The following is a 19,374-nucleotide window of genomic DNA, read 5'->3' as shown; positions in this document are numbered from 1 at the left end:
TCCGCCTCACGCAACGACGCCCCGATCCCGCAACAGGACCGTCACGGCGTCCTGAATCCGCTCCAGCGCCTCGCCCACCTGATCGTGAAATCGGTCCAACTGACCCAGAATGGATTGCAACCCGGCCAGACGTTCACGCAGAATCCCTGCCTCGACCCGCAAAACCACACGCACCATGGCCAGCCCTGTCACCATACGCCGGATCATTTCGGCATCCGCCGCCAGTTGCCGCACCGCGCGGTAGCTCTCTTGCGTGGCGCGGTCCGCCTCGCGCCGATACCGATCCCTCAACTCGGCAATCACAGCAACCTCACTGGTCTCGCCGTCGCGCGCGCACCCGGTGTCTTCCACACTGAAGAACTCGAACATTTCCGCCATGAGATCGGCCACGACAATCAGAAACACAGACCGCGCCTCGTCATTCACCTCCCAGGTGCCGCGATCCTCGCGCAGCGTGTAGACCACGCGCGGATGACTGCGGATTTCGCGCATCATCAATTCGTAGTTCTTGGCAATCTCATTGATCGGCCCACTGTCCGACCGCAGCTTGCAGGCTTGGATCTTCATATTCGTGGTGATCAACTCGGCCTCTTTGAGATTGAGGCAAAGCGACCGCAGTTCCGTGTCAATCTGCCGTTTGACGTCCAGAAGATGCCCAGAGGCCAGCAAATTATCGGCACAGACCGCGTGCTTTTGCGTCTCCCGCGCACCATGCTCGGACCGCAATGCGTCAATCTGGAACGCCCCGTAATTGGCAAACCCCGCCGCGACGATCTCGGCCTCGATCGACTGCGCGCTCTGCTCGGGCGTCAACCGCTCCAGCCGCTCCCGCTCCAGCGCGCGCGCGTAGACCTCTCTTACAGTGGCAAAGAGCGGGCTCGTCGGCTTCAACCGCACCGACAAATAGCCCCCCGCAACCGGCGACACCACGGCGAAGACCCAATAGAACCGGCCATCCTTGGCCCGGTTCTTGACATAGGCTCCGACGGAATGCCCACGCTTCAACCCGTCCCACATCAACCAGAACACGCCCTTGGGCATGTCCGGATGCCGGATCACCTTATGCGGGGCATGGGTCAACTGCGCCGCGCTATATCCCGCGACCCGGAGGAACACAGGATTGAACGCCTGAATCACCCCGCGCGTATCGGTGCGCGAAAAGAATAACTCACCAATCCCAAAGGGAACGTCTTGATCAATCACAATTGCATCGGCCCGTTGGCCGGAATCTGGGACGCTTGAGTGCATTTCCACCTCGTGCAGCATCGTTTCATGGACCGACAGCTCAGCGATAGCAGGCTGCGCTCTCGTATCAACGGTCATGCGCCTTACAACTTTAGGGCCACCCCGACGCGCGCAGACCTCCACGCGCATCGCCACGGCCCAGTCGTCCCAAGAGACATGCTTCGACACTGCATTTATCGCGCCAACTCTGCGCGCGGCCCGTGGGACCGCGCGCAGGCATCAGATCTCAGACGGTCTCAAGCGCCGGGTAATCAATATACCCTTCAGCCCCGCCACCATAATAGGTCGCCTGATCACCGTCATTGAGCGGCGCATCCTGCTCCAACCGCTCGGCCAGATCGGGATTGGCGATATAGGGCCGGCCAAAGGCCACAAGATCGACCTTGCCCCCCTCAACGCGGGTCAACGCCAGATCGCGGTCATAGCCATTGTTGGCCATGTAGACACCGGTCCATTTGGCGCGGAGCGCGTCAAACGCCCCCTCACGCGCCCCACCGGTGCTGCCCTCGATCAGGTGCAGATAGGCCAGACCGCGCCGATTGAGCTGCTCCACCACCCAGCCAAAGCTGGTATCGGGATCGCTGTCCGTCGCATCGTTGAACCCCGACCACGGTGACAGGCGAATGCCGATCCGCCCCGGTGCCCAGACCGTTTCCAGCCCGTCCAACACCTGGAACAGCAATCGCGCGCGGTTTCCGACCGATCCGCCATAGGCATCCTCGCGCGTATTCGGCCCATCCTTCAGGAACTGATCCAGCAAATAGCCATTGGCGGCGTGCAATTCGATCCCGTCAAACCCGGCCTCTTTGGCCGCTTTGGCCGCGTGGACATAATCCGCAACCACGCGCGACATCTCATCAGCACGCAGCGCGCGCGGCGTCGATGTGTCCTCGAACCCGGCGGTCGTAAAGGTCTGCGTCTTGGCCGCGACGGCCACGGGGGCGACCGGGGCCTGCCCATCCGGCTGCAAGGACGTGTGGCTGATCCGCCCCACATGCCAAAGCTGAATGACGATCTTGCCACCCTTGGCATGCACCGCGTCCGTCACCTTCTTCCACGCCGCCACCTGTTCGGGGCTGTGGATTCCCGGCGTCCCGACATAGCCTTTGCCCTCAGGGCTGATCTGCGTGGCCTCGGTGATGATCAACCCGGCCCCGGCGCGCTGCGCGTAATAGGTGACGTGCAGATCACCGACCTCGCCCGTCTCATTATCCGCGCGGTTGCGCGTCAGCGGGGCCATGACGACCCGATTGGCCAGATCAAGATCACCGGCCTTGGCGGGGGAAAACAGTTTGCGGCTCATGGAAAGCTCCTGCAGTGTTACGGTCACAGACTAGGGTGAGCAGTTCAACGTCACCCCTTGGACTGGTGATAAGTTAGGCACGCGCCGAACCCAACCCAAGAGGCGGCGCCGCGCCGTTGCCTCACAGGACGCCTCGCAAAAACGCACAACAGCGCCACTTGACAGCCGCCTGAACCCCAAGAAATGCGCCTCTGACGCCCTAATTCGACCATAGTTCGCTGCAATTATCGTTCTCAAATCCGGGACAATTGACCCAGTAATGGTATTATAGGAGCATAAGATGAACAGTCAGAATGCGATGTCCGCCGCTGCGCTCGACGAAAAAAGCTACCTCTCGGCCCGTGACAGCACCCATAAGGACTTGCTGATCTATGCGGCCCGCAAAAGCGGGCGCTCCGTGTTCCAGATTCAGCGTGAATTCAATCGCATGGCCAAGTCGCACAGCCGCCTCAACATGGTGGAATATGTCCGCAACGGGCTTTACCGTTACGACGATCACACCGACGCAGAGCGCGCGGCCTATATCTCCAACGACCTGCATTGGCCGATCACCCATGCCTGCAACAACCAACTCTGGGCCGGCGCAGCCGAAGACAAGGCCGTCGCGGGCACCCTGATGGCGCTTGGCGGGGTTGCTGTGCCGAACACGCTTGCGGTCATTGACCGGTCCGGGCGTCTCTATCCGGGGCTGACCAAGATTTCCACGCCAGAGGCTATGCGCAACCTTGTGCTCGCAAATCTCGACAACGGGCTTTTTGGCAAGATCGTCAACGGCATGGTCAGCTTCGGTGCCTTCCGGATTGAGACAGCGGACGCCACACACCTGTCCTGTACGGGCCATGCTCCGATGACCTATGAGAGCTTTCTCAACGACTTCATCGGCACCAATGCCTATCTCTTGCAGAGCACACTCACCAATCACAGTGACCTGTCAGACTACGCCTCAGCGCTCGCCACCGTGCGCATGGTCAACATGGTCTCTGATGACGGGGTTTATTGCCCGCTTGCGATCATCAAGCTGCCACAAGGCGCGAATATCGCCGATGCGTTCTGGCGTCCCGGCAACATTGCCTGCGAAGTGGATGTCGCAACCGGAAAAATCCTCACTGTTGCACAGCGTGACGGCCCCGAAGTCACCTTTCACCAAGACCATCCCCATACCCCGGGCCTTATGGGCCGCACCCTGCCGCATTGGGACAAGCTCATCGCGATCAACGCCCGCGCGGCCCAGATCTTTGCGCCGATCCGCTATCAGTCCACCGATATCGCGATCACCGAGGACGGGCCAGTCGTGGTTGAATTGAACTATGGTGGCGGCTTTGACCTGCCCCAATACGCAAGCGGACGCGGCATGCTTACCCCAAAAGTGCGCGCTTTCTTTGAATCCCACGGATGCAAGTTTGAACCCGTGCGGCGACGCGGCCTTTTGCGATTGGCCAAGGGGTGACCCAAGGCCGGACCAAGTGACAGATTGCTCCGCTTCGCGAATGTGCCGCCTCACAGCGGTTCAATATCCCCCTCGGCCCGCGCCGCGTGAAACGCCGCCTCCCAAGCGGAGAACCGCCCCTCGGAAATTGCCGCGCGCATCTCCGCCATGATCACTTGGAAATAATGCAGATTGTGCCATGTCAGCAGCATCGAGCTGATGATCTCCTGACTGCGGAACACATGATGCAGATAGGCGCGGGAATAATTGCGGCAGGCCGGACACCCACAGGCCTCGTCCAATGGCCTCGGGTCGTCCTGATGCCGCGCGTTCTTGATATTGACCACGCCATGTCGGGTAAACACCTGCCCCGTGCGCCCCGACCGGCTGGGCAGAACGCAATCCATCATGTCGATGCCGCGCTTGACGGCCCCCACGATGTCATCCGGCTTGCCCACCCCCATCAGGTAGCGCGGGCGATCCTCGGGCAAGAACCCCGTGGCGTAATCCAAAACGCCAAACATTGCCTCCTGCCCTTCCCCCACGGCCAGACCGCCCACGGCATACCCGTCAAAGCCGATGGCCTTCAGCGCCTCGGCACTCTCTTCGCGCAACTCCGGCGTGACACCCCCCTGCATGATACCAAAGAGCGCATGACCGGGACGGTCGCCAAACGCGTCTTTGGACCGCGCCGCCCACCGCATGCTCAGCCGCATACTTTCGGCCACGGCCTTGTCACTCGCGGGCAAGGCGGGGCATTCGTCAAAACACATCACGATGTCAGACCCGAGCAGCCGCTGTATCTCCATCGACCGCTCCGGCGTCAACTCATGCTTGGACCCGTCGATATGGCTCTTGAAGGTCACACCCTGCTCCGTCAGCTTGCGCAACCCGGCAAGGCTCATCACCTGAAACCCGCCCGAATCCGTCAATATTGGCCGCTCCCAGTTCATGAACCGGTGCAACCCGCCCAGCCGATCAATCCGCTCGGCCCCCGGTCGCAGCATCAGATGATAGGTATTGCCCAAGAGGATATCCGCCCCCGTGGCGCGCACGCTTTCAGGCATCATCGCCTTGACGGTCGCCGCCGTACCCACCGGCATGAAGGCCGGCGTGCGGATCTCGCCGCGCGGCGTGTGGATCACCCCCGCCCGCGCCGCCCCATCCTGTGCCAGTTTCTCGAACCCGAACCGCATGCCCCTGCTTCCCATCGCTTTAGCCCTTTTGCCCCCCTTTAAAGCGGTTTACCCTGCCTTGTAAAATGCCGTCTTGGCCGCCCCATTGCTGACCCATTGTGAGACTTCCCATGACCGAAGACATGATCCTAAACCTGATTTCCGCAAATATCGTCTGGCTCCTCATCGCGCTTCTGGGGATCATCGTTATCTTTCGCGGGGTCAAGATCGTGCCCCAGTCCGAGCAATATGTCGTCGAACGCTTTGGCAAGCTGCACAAGGTGCTTGGCCCCGGCATCAACCTGATCGTGCCCTTTCTCGATGTGGTCCGGCACAAGATTTCAATTCTTGAACGCCAGTTGCCCAACGCGAGCCAGGACGCCATCACCCGCGACAACGTGCTGGTGCAGGTCGAAACCTCGGTGTTCTACCGCATCCTTTATCCCGAAAAGACCGTCTACCGCATCCGCGAGGTCGACGGTGCGATTGCCACCACCGTGGCCGGTATCGTGCGCGCCGAAATCGGCAAGATGGACCTCGACGAGGTGCAATCCAACCGCTCGCAGCTCATTACCACCATCAAATCACTGGTCGAAGACGCAGTCGATGACTGGGGTATCGAAGTGACCCGCGCCGAAATCCTTGATGTCAACCTTGATCAGGCGACCCGATCGGCCATGCTGCAACAGCTCAACGCCGAACGCGCCCGCCGCGCGCAGGTGACCGAGGCCGAAGGCCACAAGCGCGCCGTCGAACTTCAGGCCGACGCCGAGCTTTACGCCGCCGAACAGGCCGCCAAGGCCCGCCGCATCGAGGCCGACGCCGAGGCCTATGCCACCGGCGTCGTCGCCGCCGCCATCGCCGCCAACGGGTTGGAGGCCGCGCAATATCAGGTCGCGCTGAAACAGGTCGAGGCCCTCAACACCCTTGGCAACAGCCCCTCCTCCAACACCATCCTCGTGCCAGCCCATGCGCTCGAGGCCTTTGGCAATGCCTTCAACATGCTCAAAGGGCGCGGCTGATGGCGGGCCTTGCGATTTGGGGTCTCTGGTGGGTCTGGCTGGCCGCCGCCCTCTGCCTTGCCATCCTTGAAGTGCTCGTGCCCGGCTTCATTTTTCTCGGCTTCGCCATCGGGGCCGCCGTGACCGCACTTCTGGTCCTTCTACCACTCCAGTTGGGGCTAACCGCTTTGCTCGCGGTCTTTGCGGGCCTGTCGCTGGTCGCTTGGGTGATCCTGCGCAGGCTCTTCAAATCCACTGATGATCAGACCCGCGTGATCCACGACGACATCAACAAGTAGTAGACTAGCACCAAGCCAGATAGCCACTCCGGCGCGCGGCATTCCGCCCGTGTGCTTGAGATTCAGGTTGAATAATGCTGTCATACTTCCCCCATACGGTCCGACACGACACCACCGACCCACCGCGCCCAAGACAAGGAGCCCGCCTCGATGACCGACGACCACCCCAAAATGCCCCAGCCCCTGCAATTCGGCTGGGAGGAATGGGTGGCCCTGCCCGATCTCGGCGTGCCTGCGATCAAGGCCAAGGTGGATACCGGCGCGCGCACCTCTGCCCTGCATGCCTTTGACATCGAAACCTTCGGCCCCTCGGCCCGCCCCAAGGTCCGCTTTACCGTCCACCCGATCCCTGGTCGCGACGATCTCATCATCCCCTGCTCTGCGCCGATCATCGACCGGCGTGATGTCACCTCGTCCAATGGCGAGCGCGAACTGCGCTATGTCATCGCCTCCAAACTTTCGGTGAATGGCGACACATGGCCGATTGAGATCACCCTGACCAATCGCTCCACCATGGCCTCGCGCATGCTCTTGGGCCGTCAGGCGCTCAAGGATCACATCTCGATCGTCGCCACTGACCGCTTTCTGCAACCCGAACTCAGCTATGACGTCTATCACACCTCGAAAATGCGCACCGCCCAACCCAAGCGCGCGCTGCGCATCGCCGTGCTCAGCCGCGAGGATAATTATTCCACGCGCCGCATTGTCGAAGAAGGCGAGGCGCGCGGTCACACCGTCGAGGTGATCGACACCACCCGCTGTTACATGGCGATCAACGCGCTGGCCCCCGAGGTGCATTACGACGGCAAACGCTTGCCGCGCTATGACGCGGTGATCCCGCGCATCGGCGCATCCGTCACCGCCTACGGTGCCGCCGTGATCCGCCAATTTGAGACCATCGGCACGTTCTGTGTCAACACCTCCGCAGGCATCATCGCCAGCCGGGATAAGCTCTATGCCCACCAACTGATGGCACGCGCGCAGGTCGGCATGCCCAACACCGCCTTCGCCGCCTCGCCCAAGGACACCGCCAACCTGATGGGCCTCGTTGGCACAGCACCGTTGATCGTGAAACTGCTCGAATCCACCCAAGGCAAAGGCGTGGTTCTGGCCGAGACCAAAAAGGCCGCCGAATCGGTGATCGACGCCTTTCGCGGCCTCAAGGCCAATTTCCTCGTGCAGGATTTCGTCAAGGAAGCCGCCGGTGAAGACATCCGTTGCCTCGTGATTGGCGGCAAGGTCGTGGCGTCCATGAAGCGGACCGGTGCCGAGGGCGACTTCCGCTCCAACCTGCACCGGGGCGGCACCGCCAAGACCATCCGCATCACCAAGGATGAACGCGACACCGCCATTCGCGCGGCCCGTGTTTTTGATCTCAACATGGCAGGCGTGGACCTGCTGCGGTCCGACAATGGCCCCAAGGTGCTCGAGGTCAATTCCTCCCCCGGCTTTGAGGGTATCGAAGGGTCGACCGGCAAGAATATCACCGGCGCGCTCTACGAGATGATCGAAACCCGCGTCCGCCCGGTTCCAGTCCGACGGCGCAAATCCAACACATCCAGCGACTAAGCAGATAGTCACTGCATGCCCCTACGGTATACCCGCAGATCCCTATGCCCTCTCCCGCTCCCCTCTGGACGCGGGCCATTATAAATCCTATATGTTTGGTCAGGATAACCGGCAGGAAACGATATGATGAACAGTTCAGAGCCGTTCGAGGGGGCACCCCTGATCGCCCCCTCAAGCACCGATCACCCGCTCTACGATCAGATCGTCGAGGCGTGCCGCACGGTCTATGACCCCGAGATTCCGGTGAACATCTACGACCTCGGACTGATCTATACCATTGATATTGATACCGAAAACACGGTCTCAATCACCATGACCCTGACCGCTCCCGGATGTCCGGTCGCCGGCGAGATGCCCGGTTGGGTGGCCGAGGCAATTGAACCCTTGGCCGGGATCAAGCAGGTCGATGTCGCCCTCGTATGGGAGCCGCCATGGGGCATGGACATGATGAGCGACGAAGCCAAGCTCGAACTTGGTTTCATGTAACCAAATCAACCGATTGAAAGGCAAACTTAATGTTTGGCATTCCCGGAAAACAAGCCGTCACCATGACTCCCGCCGCCGCGGAACAGATCATGCTCCTGATGCAACGCGACGCCCATCAGGGGCTGCGGATTGGCATCAAGAAAGGGGGTTGCGCGGGCATGGAATACACGATGGAGTATGTCAAGAACATCGACCCCCATGATGAAGTCGTCGAACAGGAGGGCGCGCGCGTGATGATTGCGCCCATGGCCCAGATGTTCCTCTTCGGCACCGAGATTGATTACAAGACCTCCTTGCTCGAATCCGGCTTTGTCTTCAACAATCCCAACGTGACCGAAGCCTGCGGCTGTGGCGAGTCGATCAAGTTTGCGGACACGTGAGCTTTGCCTCACTAGAATCTGATATTACTGGATAATACACGCATGAGACGCAAGCTTGCCGCTGGCAATTGGAAGATGAACGGGACCAACGCCAGCCTGACAGAGCTTCAAACTCTCATCGCCACTCATCCCGCCCCACAGATCGACATCCTGATCTGCCCCCCCGCCACCTTGATTGTGCAGGCTGCCGGCCTCTCTGCCGACAGCCCCCTCCAGATTGGCGCGCAGGACTGCCATAGCGCCGCCTCCGGTGCCCATACCGGTGATCTCTCGGCCCCAATGCTCGCCGATGCAGGGGCCACAGCCGTCCTCTTGGGACATTCTGAGCGTCGCCAGGGTCACAACGAATCCAATGGCTTGGTTGCCGATAAAGTGTCCGCTGCGCATGCCGCCCGCCTCATCGCCATCTTGTGTCTTGGCGAATCCTTGGCTCAACGCGAGGCGGCGCAAACCCTTGATGTGATCGCGGACCAACTCCGCCAGTCGCTGCCCGACACCGCCACCGCCACCAATACCGTCATCGCCTATGAACCGATTTGGGCCATCGGAACCGGCCTCACCCCCAGCACCGCTCAGATCGCCGAAGTGCACGCCTTCTTGCGCGCACAACTTGGCGACCGTTTCGGCCGCGATGCCGCCATGGGATTTCGCCTGCTCTATGGCGGATCGGTCAAACCCGGCAATGCCGCCGACATCTTTGCCATTGCCAATGTCGACGGTGCGCTCGTCGGCGGCGCAAGCCTGACCGCTCACGACTTCTCGCCAATCATCACAGCGCTTGAGAACGCCGTGTAACCCTTTCATTCATATCACTAAATCGCGACCGTGGACTCCACGAAACATAGACGGTAGCCGTCCCACAACGTCCCGCTCAGAGCGGCAACATGGTGGTCGACTTGATCTCTTCCATCGACAAGAGTGCTGTCACATTATGCACCTTCACCTCTGAAATCAGGGCCTGATAGAACACGTCATAGGCCCGCGCATTGGCCACCCGCACCTTGAGGATATAGTCGATATCCCCTGCCAACCGATGCGCCTCCTGCACCTCGGGTCGCTCCTTGAGTGCCTTCAGAAACGCCGCCTGCCAGCCTGCATCATGCTCTGATGTGCGGATCAGCACGAAAAAACAGGCCTCAAACCCAAGCGCTTCGGGATCGAGCAGATAGGTCTGTTGCCGGATCACCCCCGCCTCACGCATCTTTCGAATCCGGTTCCACACCGGCGTCTTGGAACTGCCCACATTCTTGGCGATGTCGTCCAGCGACTGCCCGCCATCCTCCTGCAACTGAATGAGGATTTTCCGATCCAGATCATCAAGGCGAACAGCCATTCTCATTTCTTCCTTATGTCGAAACATTCCATCCAACTCTGATACAGAATGGAACGCATGTCCTTATTGACGCCAGCATATGGCGCTCAGGTGGGAATATTTCCTATATTACAGGTGAAGTCAAACCGATCTCGGGACCCGTCAGATGAAACATTTTCCGATTTTTCTCGCCGTAGAAGGCCGCCGCATCGTCCTGTCGGGTGGCGGCGAGGCAGCGCTGGCGAAACTGCGCCTCCTGCTCAAGACCGAGGCGCATCTGACCGTTCTCACACCAAATCCTGCACCCGAGATCGAGCAATGGGCATCCGAGGGGCGTCTGCACCTGATCCGGCGCGCCATGCAGCCCGGCGATACCCTCTGCGCCGTTCTGTTTTACGCCGCGGATGAGGATGCCGTCGAGGATGCCCGCACCTCCGCCCTCGCCCGCGCAGATGGTGCCTTGGTGAATATCGTTGATAATCTGATGGATAGCCACTTCATCACCCCCGCCATTGTCGACCGCGACCCGGTCACGATCGCCATCGGGACCGAAGGCGCGGCGCCGGTGCTCGCCCGCGCGATCAAATCCGATCTCGAGGCGCGCCTGCCCGCCACCCTCGGCCCCCTTGCCCGCCTCGGCAAGGCCTTCCGCAAGGCCGCCGATGTGCTGCCCATGGGCCGCCGCCGCCGCGAGTTCTGGGCCGACTACTATTTCAACGCCGGTCCTCGCGCGATGGATCAGGGGGGTGAGGAGCACGTTAAAGTCGCGCTTCAAGCCATTCTTGAAAAACACAAAAATGAGGAAGAACGCGAGGGGCATGTGGCCTTTGTCGGTGCCGGTCCCGGTGATCCGGAACTCTTGACTCTCAAGGCCCGCAAGGCACTCGACACCGCCGATGTGGTGATCCACGACCGGCTCGTGACGCCCGAAATCCTCGAACTCGCCCGCCGCGAAGCGATCCTGATTGACGCGGGCAAAGAGGGCTTCGGTGCCTCGATGTCGCAAGACGCCATCAACGCGCTGATCGTCGAACATGCCGCCACCGGCGCGCAGGTCGTGCGCCTCAAGGGTGGCGATCCCACCGTCTTTGGCCGCTTGGACGAGGAAATCGAGGCCGTCACCGCCGCCGGTATCTCGTGGCATGTGGTCCCCGGCATCACCGCTGCCTCTGCTTCGGTCGCCAGCATCGGTCAGAGCCTCACAAAACGCGGCCGCAACGCCTCGGTACGCTTTCTCACCGGCCATGACATGAAGGGCTTTGCCGATCACGACTGGCACGCGCTGGCCCGTCCGGGCGAAGTGGCGGCGATCTACATGGGCAAGAAATCTGCCCGCTTCATCCAAGGTCGCCTGATCATGCACGGGGCCGACCGCGCCACCCCCGTGACCGTGATCGAGAACGCCAGCCGCCCCGATCAACGCATCGTGGCGACGACGCTTGACCGTCTGCCCGCTGATCTGGCCCAGGCCGCGATCACCGGCCCCGCACTCACCTTCCTCGGTCTCGCGCCCCGCGCGGCAGAGGCCCAGATTGACCAATCGAAACAGGAGCTTGCCTGATATGGCCCGCGAATTTATCCCCAAGGTCGTCACCGCCAATGCCCTGATCGAGGGCGATGTCGTCTATCTCACCGCCGCCGACACATGGGCGCGCGATCTGGCAGAGGCCGAGGTGCTGACCGACGAGGCCGATGCCGATTATCGCCTCCTGCAGGCACAGGCCCGCGTGGGCGAGATCGTCGGTGCCTATCTGGCCGAGGTCAATCCCGGCCAGAACGGCCCGGAGCCCACCCATTTCCGCGAGGATTTTCGTCGCAAGGGCCCCTCGAACCTCTTTCACGGCAAACAGTCCGAAGGACTGTCCCGGGCTTGACCCGGGACCTCCTAAGGTAAGGAACCCAGAAAATGTATCAATACAACGACTTCGACGCCGCTTTCATTGCGGAACGCAACCAACAGTTTCGGGCTCAGGTGGACCGTCGCATCAACGGAAACCTGACCGAGGACGAGTTCAAGCCGTTGCGCCTGATGAACGGCCTCTACCTGCAACTGCACGCCTATATGCTGCGCGTGGCGATCCCTTACGGCTCGCTCGACCCGGCCAAGCTGCGGCAACTGGCCTATCTGGCAGAGCGGTGGGACAAGGGCTATGGCCATTTCACCACCCGGACCAATATCCAGTACAACTGGCCGCAGCTGCGCGACGTGCCCGACATGCTCGATGCACTGGCAGAGGTGGGGATGCACGCCATCCAGACCTCCGGCAACACCATCCGCAACGTGACCTCGGACCATTTCGCAGGCGCCGCGGCGGATGAGATCGAAGACCCGCGCCCGGTGGCCGAACTGATCCGGCAATGGTCCACGGATCACCCCGAATTCCAATTCCTGCCGCGTAAATTCAAGATCGCCGTAATCGCCTCGGACAGCGACCGTGCGGTGATGAAGAGCCATGACATCGGCCTCAAGATCGTCGAGCGCGACGGCGTGCGCGGCTTTGAGGTCTGGGTTGGCGGCGGCATGGGCCGCACGCCGATGGTGGCCAAGCTCTTGCGCGACTTCCTGCCGCGCGCCGACCTGCTGCCCTATCTCGAATCCGTGCTCGCAACGTATAATCGCATCGGACGGCGCGACAACAAGTATAAGGCGCGCATCAAGATCACCGTGCATGAGAACGGTCTTGATGAGATCCGCGCATTGGTCGAGGAGGAATTCCCCCGCCGCCGTGCCGCCTTCACCGGTGTCGATCAGGACTGGCTTGCGCGTATCAACGCGGCCTTTGTCACGCCCAAGCTCTCCGAGCGGGACGCCGCCGCCTACTATGCCGCCCGCGATGCCGATCCGGTGTTCCGCGCTTGGGCCGATACCAACGTGACGCCGCATAAACACGCCGATCACGGCATCGTCACCATCAGCCTCAAGGCGCATGGCGAAACTCCCGGCGACGCCTCCGCCGACCAAATGCGCCTCGTGGCGGATCTGGCAGAGCGCTATGGCCATGATGATATCCGCGCCACGCACGCGCAGAACCTCGTGCTGCCGCATGTGGCTCTGGCGGACATTCCCGCAGTGCACGCAGCGCTTAAAACCGCCGGGCTTGCCACTGCCAACATCGGCCTTGCCTCGGATATCATCGCCTGCCCCGGCATGGATTACTGCGCGCTGGCAACCGCCCGCTCGATTCCCGTGGCCCAAGGCATCGCCACCCGCCTCGAAGAGCTCAAGATCGAGCATGAGGTCGGCCATCTTCAGATCAAGATTTCGGGCTGCATCAACGCCTGTGGGCATCACCATGTCGGCCATATCGGCATCCTTGGCCTCGACCGCGCCGGGGTGGAGAACTACCAGATCACCCTTGGTGGCGATCCCTCTGAGCGCACAGCCATCGGAACCCGCACCGGGCCGGGCTTTGCCTATGACGAAATTGTGCCCGCGATAGAGCGCCTGATCTTCGCCTATCTCGACCTGCGCGACGGACCGGAGGAGACCTTCCTTGAAGCCTATAATCGCCTCGGCATGGCCCCCTTCAAATCCGCGCTCTACGACCAAGAGGCCCGCGCCCATGCCGCAGAGTGACCTGATACCACGGGTTCACGCGCTCAATGACCGATACCGCCATCATTCGGCGGTGTCGGTGCTCGAGCATGCGTTGCGCGATCCACAGGCGGGCAAGCTGGCGCTTGTCTCGAGCTTTGGCGCGGAATCCGTCGTGCTCTTGCACATGGTCTCAGTCACCCGCCGCGACACGCCGGTGATCTTCATCGACACTCAAATGCTCTTTGCCGAAACGCTGGTCTACCAACAGGAACTGGCAGAGCGCCTCAACCTGAGCGATCTGCGGATCATCCGCGCGGATGCAGGCGATCTCAGGGCCCAAGACCCGGACGCCACCCTGCATCAGCGCGACACCGATGCCTGTTGCGCCCTGCGCAAATCCGCGCCGCTGCAACGCGCGCTCACGGGCTTTGACGGCTGGATAACGGGGCGCAAACGCTATCAGGCGGGCACGCGTGCCGCCCTCGATTTCTTCGAGGTCGAGGACGATACTGGCCGGATCAAGGTCAATCCGCTGGCGCATTGGACGCCCGAGGATATCCGCACCTATATGGACGAAAACCGCCTGCCCCGGCATCCGCTGGTGGCGCGTGGCTATCCGTCTATCGGCTGCATGCCCTGCACCACGCCCGTCAAACCGGGCGAAGATCCCCGATCGGGCCGCTGGCGCGATCAGGACAAAACCGAATGTGGCATCCATTTTGTCAACGGCAAGATGGTGCGAAGAGGAGTTTCCGCATGACCGTACTCGTCACCGACCGGGGCTTTGGCCCCGACGATTGGACCACCGCCATCACGCCCTTGGCCGAGGCGGGCACCGAGGCAAATGCGCTCGATCTGCCCAATGACACCAATGCCGCCACGCTGGCCGGGCGGCTGGACGGACTTGAGATGATCCGCGTCGATTTCCCCTCTGCCGCTGATGGGCGCGGCTTTTCCATCGCACGGCAATTGCGCTTGATGGGCTTTACCGGACGGCTGCGCGCGCGCGGCCATGTCATCGCTGATCAATATGCGATGGCCCGGCGTTCGGGCTTTGATGAGGTGGAAATCTCTGACGCCCTCGCCACCCGTCAGCCTGAATCCGATTGGCTCTTTCGGGCCGATTGGCAGGCGCATGATTATCAGGCGCGGCTGCGCGGCTGATTATTACCTTCACCTGACCTGAATCAAAGATTAGAAGAGGATGTCGGTTTAATTCACCGGCAGATGACCCCATGAATGAGATGACCGCCGTGACCCAAGCGACCGCGAAAGCACCTAAAACCCTTGCGATTCCCGATGCGCAGATCGTGACGCAGGTCACGCATTGGACCGACCGGCTGTTTTCGTTCCGCGTGACCCGGCCCGCCTCGTTGCGCTTTCGTTCCGGCGAATTCGTGATGATCGGCCTGATGCAGACCGACGAGAAAACTGGCAAGGAAAAGCCGCTCCTGCGCGCCTATTCCATCGCCTCGCCCTCTTGGGATGACGAGTTGGAATTCTACTCAATCAAGGTACAGGACGGCCCGCTGACCTCGCGTCTGCAACATATCGAAGTGGGCGATGAAATCATTCTGCGCCCCAAACCCGTGGGCACGCTGGTGCATGACGCGCTGCTTCCCGGCAAACGCATCTGGTTTTTTGCCACCGGCACCGGCTTTGCGCCCTTCGCCTCGCTCCTGCGCGACCCGCAGACCTATAGCGATTATGACGAGGTGATCATCACCCACACCTGCCGCGAACTGGGCGAGTTGCAATATGGGGCCGACCTGATCGAGAGCATCCGCAACGACGAAATGTTGGCCGAACTGATCGGCGAGGGCTTTGCCGACAAGCTGCGCTATTATCCCACGACCACACGCGAAGAGAGCCCCAAGATGGGCCGCATCACCGATCTCATGCGCTCGGGCGAGGTCTTTGCCGATCTGGGCGTGGCCCCGCTCAGCCCCGAGACCGACCGCGCCATGGTCTGCGGCAATCTCGCCTTCAACCTTGAAATCAAGGACATGCTCGAAGGTTACGGCCTGCGCGAAGGGGCCAATTCCGACCCCAAGGAATACGTCGTCGAAAAGGCGTTTCTGGACTGAGAAATCAGAACAACTGACATAAAAAACCCGCGCAAAGCCAAAGCCTTGCGCGGGTTTTTTCATGTGAAGATATAGCTCAGTATCCAAGCGCCGCGCGGGCCGCTTCAAGCGCCGCCTGCAGCAACTCGGGATTGTCCTGCGCCACCCGGACGCCTTCAACCAGCATTGTCTTTTGCAACGCCCCAAGATCGGACTCTTCAATCAAGGTCTCGACTTCGCTCATGTCGAACCCCTCAACCGTCAATGCCTCGGGCGCCACTTCGGCTGCCGTTGCCGGTTGATCCGCCGTCGCGGACACAGCATCCGTTGCCGCCTCCGTCGCGGTCTCCGTCGCCTCTGCTGCCGCATCCTGCGCTGCGTCCGCCGCCTCCGTCGCGGTCTCTGTAGCCGTGTCCGCCGCCGCCGCTGCCGCATCCTGCACAGCGTCCGCCGCCTCTGCCGCGGTCTCTGTAGCCGTGTCCGTCGCCTCTGCGGCCGCATCCTGCGCAGCGTCCGATGCCTCCGTCGCGGTCTCTGTGGCCGCATCCGTCGCCTCTGTCGCCGTCTCTGTGGCTGCGTCAACAGCCCCTGTCACGGTGTCGCTGACGGCCTCAACCGCCTCTGTTGCGGTCTCGGCAACTGCGGCTGCGGCATCGCTCGCCGTCTCGGCAGCGGCCTCAGCGGCCTCACCAACCGCAGCTGCGGCATCTTCCAATGCCGCCGGGGCCTCGACCTCTTGCGTGCTCTCGCTCACGCTGTCCACGACCTCTGTCACCGATTTGCCGCTGAACAGCAAATATCCGCCACCCAGAACAACGGCCGCGACCAAAATCCAAATCAGGTTTTTCATAACCGTCTCTCCAAAACTGTCGGACACGCACGCTCACCGCACGGCCCATCGTGTCAACGTCTCTTCAAATGTAGGTCTATAGCAAAAGGCGCAAGGGGAAATTGACCGGCTTTCGGCTCAGATCGGCCGATTTGCAGCTTGAAAGCCCGCCTTCCCGCGTTTACCTTGCAGCGTCGAATTCACCCATACCCACAAACGATCGAAGGAACAAAGCCATAGCCCGCAGACCCCACAACGCGCCTCCCACGCGCGAAACCGGCCCCCGTATCAATGACCGCATTCGCTGTGATGAAATCCGCCTGATCGGCGCAGATGGCGAAAACGTCGGGGTTGTGACCCCGCAACGTGCGCTCGAAATGGCCGAAGAGGCGGGGCTTGATCTGGTCGAAATCTCACCGAGCGCCACACCGCCGGTCTGCAAGATCATGGATTTCGGCAAATATAAATACGAACAGCAGAAACGCGAAGCCGAAGCGCGCAAAAAGCAGAAGGTGATCGAGGTCAAGGAAATCAAATTCCGCCCCGGCACCGATACGCATGACTATGACGTCAAGATGCGCAGCGTCGTGAAATTCCTGCAGGGCGGCGACAAGGTCAAGATCACCCTGCGTTTCCGTGGCCGAGAGATGGCGCATCAGGATCTGGGCCGCCAGCTTCTTGAACGCATCGCCGAGGATATCAAAGACGTCGGTCGGATCGAGAATATGCCCAAGATGGAAGGGCGTCAGATGATCATGGTGATCGGACCGGGCCCCAAATAACCTGCTCCGACGACCAAAGACACCAGGAAACCCCGGATCAGTGGTCCGGGGTTTCGTCTTTCGCTTGCACCCCCGGCCCAGTCGCGTAGGATATGGCGCCTGCCCCAGACCGGAGCCGTTCATGCCCCTTTACGAATACAAGGTCCTGCCCGCCCCCACACGCGGCCGCAAAGCCCCCGGCGTCAAGACCCCCGAGGCGCGCTTTGCCTTGGGTGTCGAGGATCTGCTCAATGACATGGCCCGCGCAGGGTGGGAGTATCTACGCACCGACATCCTGCCCAGCGAAGAACGTCAGGGGCTCACGTCAACCCATACTGTCTATCGCTCGGTCTCGGTCTTTCGCCGCGAGGTGCTGCTGCCCGAGGGTTCACCCCCGCCCGCACCACTCCGCGAGACCGTGTCGACCGAGGAATAGGACGCTGATCTCTCCGAGACCTCTTAACCCGACGGCACAATCAGAGGATCGACCACCCCAAGGACAACGGCCAGTTTCAAGGACCGATCCTGCCCGCCTGACCCGGAATATTTTTCCGCCCGCCCCTTCAATTTGCCGCGTTTTGGCATACACTCTCGTCTCCGACTCGCAAAGGTTTGCCCCATGTCCAAATCAGATCCCTTCGGTTTCGATATGTCCGTGTCCTCGGCCAAAAAGAAAAATCCGCGTGGTCGGCGCGGGATGTCCGGTGCATCCGAAACCTCGACCCGGCTCTGCGACCATGACGGCTGCCAAGAAGCGGGAAAATACCGCGCGCCCAAAGCCCCGGATGTGCTCGACGACTATTTCTGGTTCTGCCAGCAACATGTGCGCGAGTATAACCTCAAGTGGAATTTCTTTGACGGCACCACCGAGGCCGAACTCAATGCGCAAATGTCCAAGGACAAGGTATGGGAGCGTGAAACCCGCCGCATCACCGATCCCGAGGCCCGCGCCTGGGCCCGCTTGGGCATCGAAGACCCGCATCAGGTTCTGGGCGTCAATGCCACTCAGAACCCCGGCAAGAAAAAGGGTGGCACGCGGAAATTGCCCCCCACCGAGCGTCGCGCCATCGAGATCCTCGAGGCAGAAGACACCTGGACCAAGGCGGACCTGCGCAAGGCCTACAAATCGCTGATCAAGGTGTTGCATCCCGACATCAACGGCGGCGACCGCAGCCAGGAAGAGCAGCTGCAACAGGTCGTTTGGGCCTGGGAGCAGATCAAGGAAAGCCGCAACTTCAAATAACGGCTGCCTCTGTGACCAGATCACAGACCACGCGACCGAAGGCAGGGCATACTGACCACATGATCCCGGGCTATTCCGCCCCTTCATGTCAAAGGTGTTCCCATGCTCAAGAAAAACGTCGGCTCCATCGACCGCGCCCTGCGCATCCTCCTCGGCCTCGGCCTGCTGATTGGCTTCTTTCTCAACCGTGACAGTGCCTATAGCTGGCTCTACCTGATCGGTGTGATCCCGCTGGTGACAGGCCTGATGTCCAGTTGCCCGCTCTATTCGATCCTTGGCCTCTCCACCTGCCCGCTCAAGAAGTAACGGCGGCGTTTCGCGCATCTGTCACGCCCGGCCTTGGCATCGGGCGTGACAAGGGCCATGTCTTACGGTGAAACGAAAGGACAGGCCATGAAACAAATATTAGCCCTTTTGCTGATGGGCATCACGTTGGGCGGTACGCCTGTTATCGCCGGCGGCCGCGACTGCCCGCCCGGTCTTGCGAAAAAGCACAATGGCTGCCAGCCCCCCGGTCAGGCCAAAAAGCAGGGCTACTATCGCGTCGGCGACCGGATCGGCGATGACTACATCATCATTCGCAATCCCGGGCGTTACGGCCTCGACCGTGACAGCACCTACTACCGCGTCGGCGATGAGGTTTACCGCGTCAACCGCGAAACCCGAGAGGTTCTGGACCTGATCGGTGCAGCAGCAGCGGTGTTGAACTAACACGTCAGAAACAAAGAGTTACGCAATGTC

The 19,374-nt window shown here is 61.2% G+C and carries 23 protein-coding genes; 18 read left to right on the top strand and 5 right to left on the bottom strand.

Going from position 1 to position 19,374, the window contains the following annotated elements; all coding sequences use genetic code 11:
- Positions 1-6: 6 nt before the first annotated feature.
- Positions 7-1,323: a PAS domain-containing protein gene (locus ROS217_RS15170; protein ID WP_009818664.1), complete on the bottom strand. Its 1,317-nt coding sequence runs from the start codon at positions 1,321-1,323 to the stop codon at positions 7-9.
- A 148-nt stretch (positions 1,324-1,471) separates the two neighbouring features.
- A complete protein-coding gene (locus ROS217_RS15165) occupies positions 1,472-2,548 on the bottom strand; it encodes an alkene reductase (protein WP_009818663.1) in 1,077 nt (358 codons plus the stop codon).
- 280 nt (positions 2,549-2,828) lie between these two features.
- Between ROS217_RS15165 and ROS217_RS15160 the strand changes: the two genes are divergently transcribed.
- Positions 2,829-3,995 (top strand): sugar-transfer associated ATP-grasp domain-containing protein, encoded by a 1,167-nt coding sequence (locus tag ROS217_RS15160; RefSeq protein ID WP_009818662.1) that lies wholly within the window; start codon positions 2,829-2,831, stop codon positions 3,993-3,995.
- Between the two features lie 50 nt (positions 3,996-4,045).
- Here the strand turns inward: ROS217_RS15160 and tgt are convergent, their stop codons facing one another.
- A complete protein-coding gene (tgt, locus tag ROS217_RS15155; protein ID WP_009818661.1) occupies positions 4,046-5,170 on the bottom strand; it encodes a tRNA guanosine(34) transglycosylase Tgt in 1,125 nt (374 codons plus the stop codon).
- A 110-nt stretch (positions 5,171-5,280) separates the two neighbouring features.
- On the opposite strand from tgt, the gene ROS217_RS15150 reads away from it, so the two are divergent.
- From ROS217_RS15150 to tpiA, 6 genes are all read left to right on the top strand, one after another.
- Positions 5,281-6,171 carry an SPFH domain-containing protein gene (locus ROS217_RS15150; protein ID WP_009818660.1) on the top strand — a complete coding sequence of 297 codons (891 nt, stop codon included), beginning with the start codon at positions 5,281-5,283 and terminating at the stop codon, positions 6,169-6,171.
- Positions 6,171-6,449, top strand: coding sequence for an NfeD family protein (locus tag ROS217_RS15145; RefSeq protein ID WP_009818659.1), 279 nt, complete (start codon positions 6,171-6,173; stop codon positions 6,447-6,449). The genes ROS217_RS15150 and ROS217_RS15145 overlap by 1 nt, the downstream gene beginning before the upstream one ends.
- Before the next feature lie 150 nt (positions 6,450-6,599).
- Entirely contained in the window at positions 6,600-8,018 is a 1,419-nt protein-coding gene (gene rimK, locus ROS217_RS15140) for a 30S ribosomal protein S6--L-glutamate ligase (protein ID WP_009818658.1), read from the top strand.
- A 123-nt stretch (positions 8,019-8,141) separates the two neighbouring features.
- Complete coding sequence (locus tag ROS217_RS15135) at positions 8,142-8,504, top strand: SUF system Fe-S cluster assembly protein (protein WP_009818657.1); 363 nt, start codon at positions 8,142-8,144, stop codon at positions 8,502-8,504.
- Between the two features lie 29 nt (positions 8,505-8,533).
- Positions 8,534-8,884 (top strand): HesB/IscA family protein, encoded by a 351-nt coding sequence (locus ROS217_RS15130; protein WP_009818656.1) that lies wholly within the window; start codon positions 8,534-8,536, stop codon positions 8,882-8,884.
- A gap of 42 nt (positions 8,885-8,926) precedes the next feature.
- Positions 8,927-9,679, top strand: a complete 753-nt coding sequence (gene tpiA, locus ROS217_RS15125) for a triose-phosphate isomerase (RefSeq protein ID WP_009818655.1) — start codon at positions 8,927-8,929, stop codon at positions 9,677-9,679.
- A gap of 76 nt (positions 9,680-9,755) precedes the next feature.
- Here tpiA and ROS217_RS15120 read toward each other — a convergent pair whose 3' ends face one another.
- A complete protein-coding gene (locus ROS217_RS15120) occupies positions 9,756-10,217 on the bottom strand; it encodes an Lrp/AsnC family transcriptional regulator (RefSeq protein ID WP_009818654.1) in 462 nt (153 codons plus the stop codon).
- 145 nt (positions 10,218-10,362) lie between these two features.
- Between ROS217_RS15120 and cysG the strand changes: the two genes are divergently transcribed.
- The 6 genes from cysG (at position 10,363) to ROS217_RS15090 (ending at position 15,821) form a co-directional block, all read left to right on the top strand.
- A complete protein-coding gene (gene cysG / locus ROS217_RS15115; RefSeq protein WP_009818653.1) occupies positions 10,363-11,757 on the top strand; it encodes a siroheme synthase CysG in 1,395 nt (464 codons plus the stop codon).
- Position 11,758: 1 nt separating this feature from the next.
- Complete coding sequence (locus ROS217_RS15110; RefSeq protein ID WP_009818652.1) at positions 11,759-12,070, top strand: DUF2849 domain-containing protein; 312 nt, start codon at positions 11,759-11,761, stop codon at positions 12,068-12,070.
- Positions 12,071-12,102: 32 nt separating this feature from the next.
- Positions 12,103-13,773 (top strand): nitrite/sulfite reductase, encoded by a 1,671-nt coding sequence (locus ROS217_RS15105; RefSeq protein ID WP_009818651.1) that lies wholly within the window; start codon positions 12,103-12,105, stop codon positions 13,771-13,773.
- Positions 13,760-14,494 (top strand): phosphoadenylyl-sulfate reductase, encoded by a 735-nt coding sequence (locus ROS217_RS15100; protein WP_009818650.1) that lies wholly within the window; start codon positions 13,760-13,762, stop codon positions 14,492-14,494. The genes ROS217_RS15105 and ROS217_RS15100 overlap by 14 nt, the downstream gene beginning before the upstream one ends.
- Positions 14,491-14,898, top strand: a complete 408-nt coding sequence (locus ROS217_RS15095; RefSeq protein WP_009818649.1) for a DUF934 domain-containing protein — start codon at positions 14,491-14,493, stop codon at positions 14,896-14,898. Before ROS217_RS15100 ends, ROS217_RS15095 begins: the two co-directional genes overlap by 4 nt.
- A 71-nt stretch (positions 14,899-14,969) precedes the next feature.
- Positions 14,970-15,821, top strand: coding sequence for a ferredoxin--NADP reductase (locus ROS217_RS15090; RefSeq protein WP_009818648.1), 852 nt, complete (start codon positions 14,970-14,972; stop codon positions 15,819-15,821).
- 76 nt (positions 15,822-15,897) lie between these two features.
- On the opposite strand, the gene ROS217_RS15085 is transcribed toward ROS217_RS15090, so the two are convergent.
- Positions 15,898-16,650, bottom strand: coding sequence for a hypothetical protein (locus tag ROS217_RS15085; protein ID WP_009818647.1), 753 nt, complete (start codon positions 16,648-16,650; stop codon positions 15,898-15,900).
- A 101-nt stretch (positions 16,651-16,751) separates the two neighbouring features.
- Here ROS217_RS15085 and infC point away from each other — a divergent pair, with 101 nt between their 5' ends.
- From infC to ROS217_RS15060, 5 genes are all read left to right on the top strand, one after another.
- The gene (infC, locus tag ROS217_RS15080) at positions 16,752-17,411 is read left to right on the top strand and encodes a translation initiation factor IF-3 (RefSeq protein WP_009818646.1); all 660 of its coding nucleotides are present in this window, start codon (positions 16,752-16,754) and stop codon (positions 17,409-17,411) included.
- Positions 17,412-17,532: 121 nt separating this feature from the next.
- Positions 17,533-17,826 carry a hypothetical protein gene (locus ROS217_RS15075; RefSeq protein ID WP_009818645.1) on the top strand — a complete coding sequence of 98 codons (294 nt, stop codon included), beginning with the start codon at positions 17,533-17,535 and terminating at the stop codon, positions 17,824-17,826.
- Between the two features lie 183 nt (positions 17,827-18,009).
- Positions 18,010-18,633 (top strand): J domain-containing protein, encoded by a 624-nt coding sequence (locus ROS217_RS15070; protein ID WP_009818643.1) that lies wholly within the window; start codon positions 18,010-18,012, stop codon positions 18,631-18,633.
- Positions 18,634-18,735: 102 nt separating this feature from the next.
- Complete coding sequence (locus ROS217_RS15065; protein WP_009818642.1) at positions 18,736-18,939, top strand: YgaP family membrane protein; 204 nt, start codon at positions 18,736-18,738, stop codon at positions 18,937-18,939.
- Between the two features lie 87 nt (positions 18,940-19,026).
- The gene (locus ROS217_RS15060; protein ID WP_040651547.1) at positions 19,027-19,344 is read left to right on the top strand and encodes a hypothetical protein; all 318 of its coding nucleotides are present in this window, start codon (positions 19,027-19,029) and stop codon (positions 19,342-19,344) included.
- Positions 19,345-19,374 lie beyond the last annotated feature (30 nt).

The sequence above is a fragment of the Roseovarius sp. 217 genome (assembly GCF_000152845.1).
Lineage (GTDB): Bacteria > Pseudomonadota > Alphaproteobacteria > Rhodobacterales > Rhodobacteraceae > Roseovarius.
The sequence above is the reverse complement of the archived record's forward strand: the minus strand, read 5'-3'. Positions and strand labels throughout refer to the sequence as shown.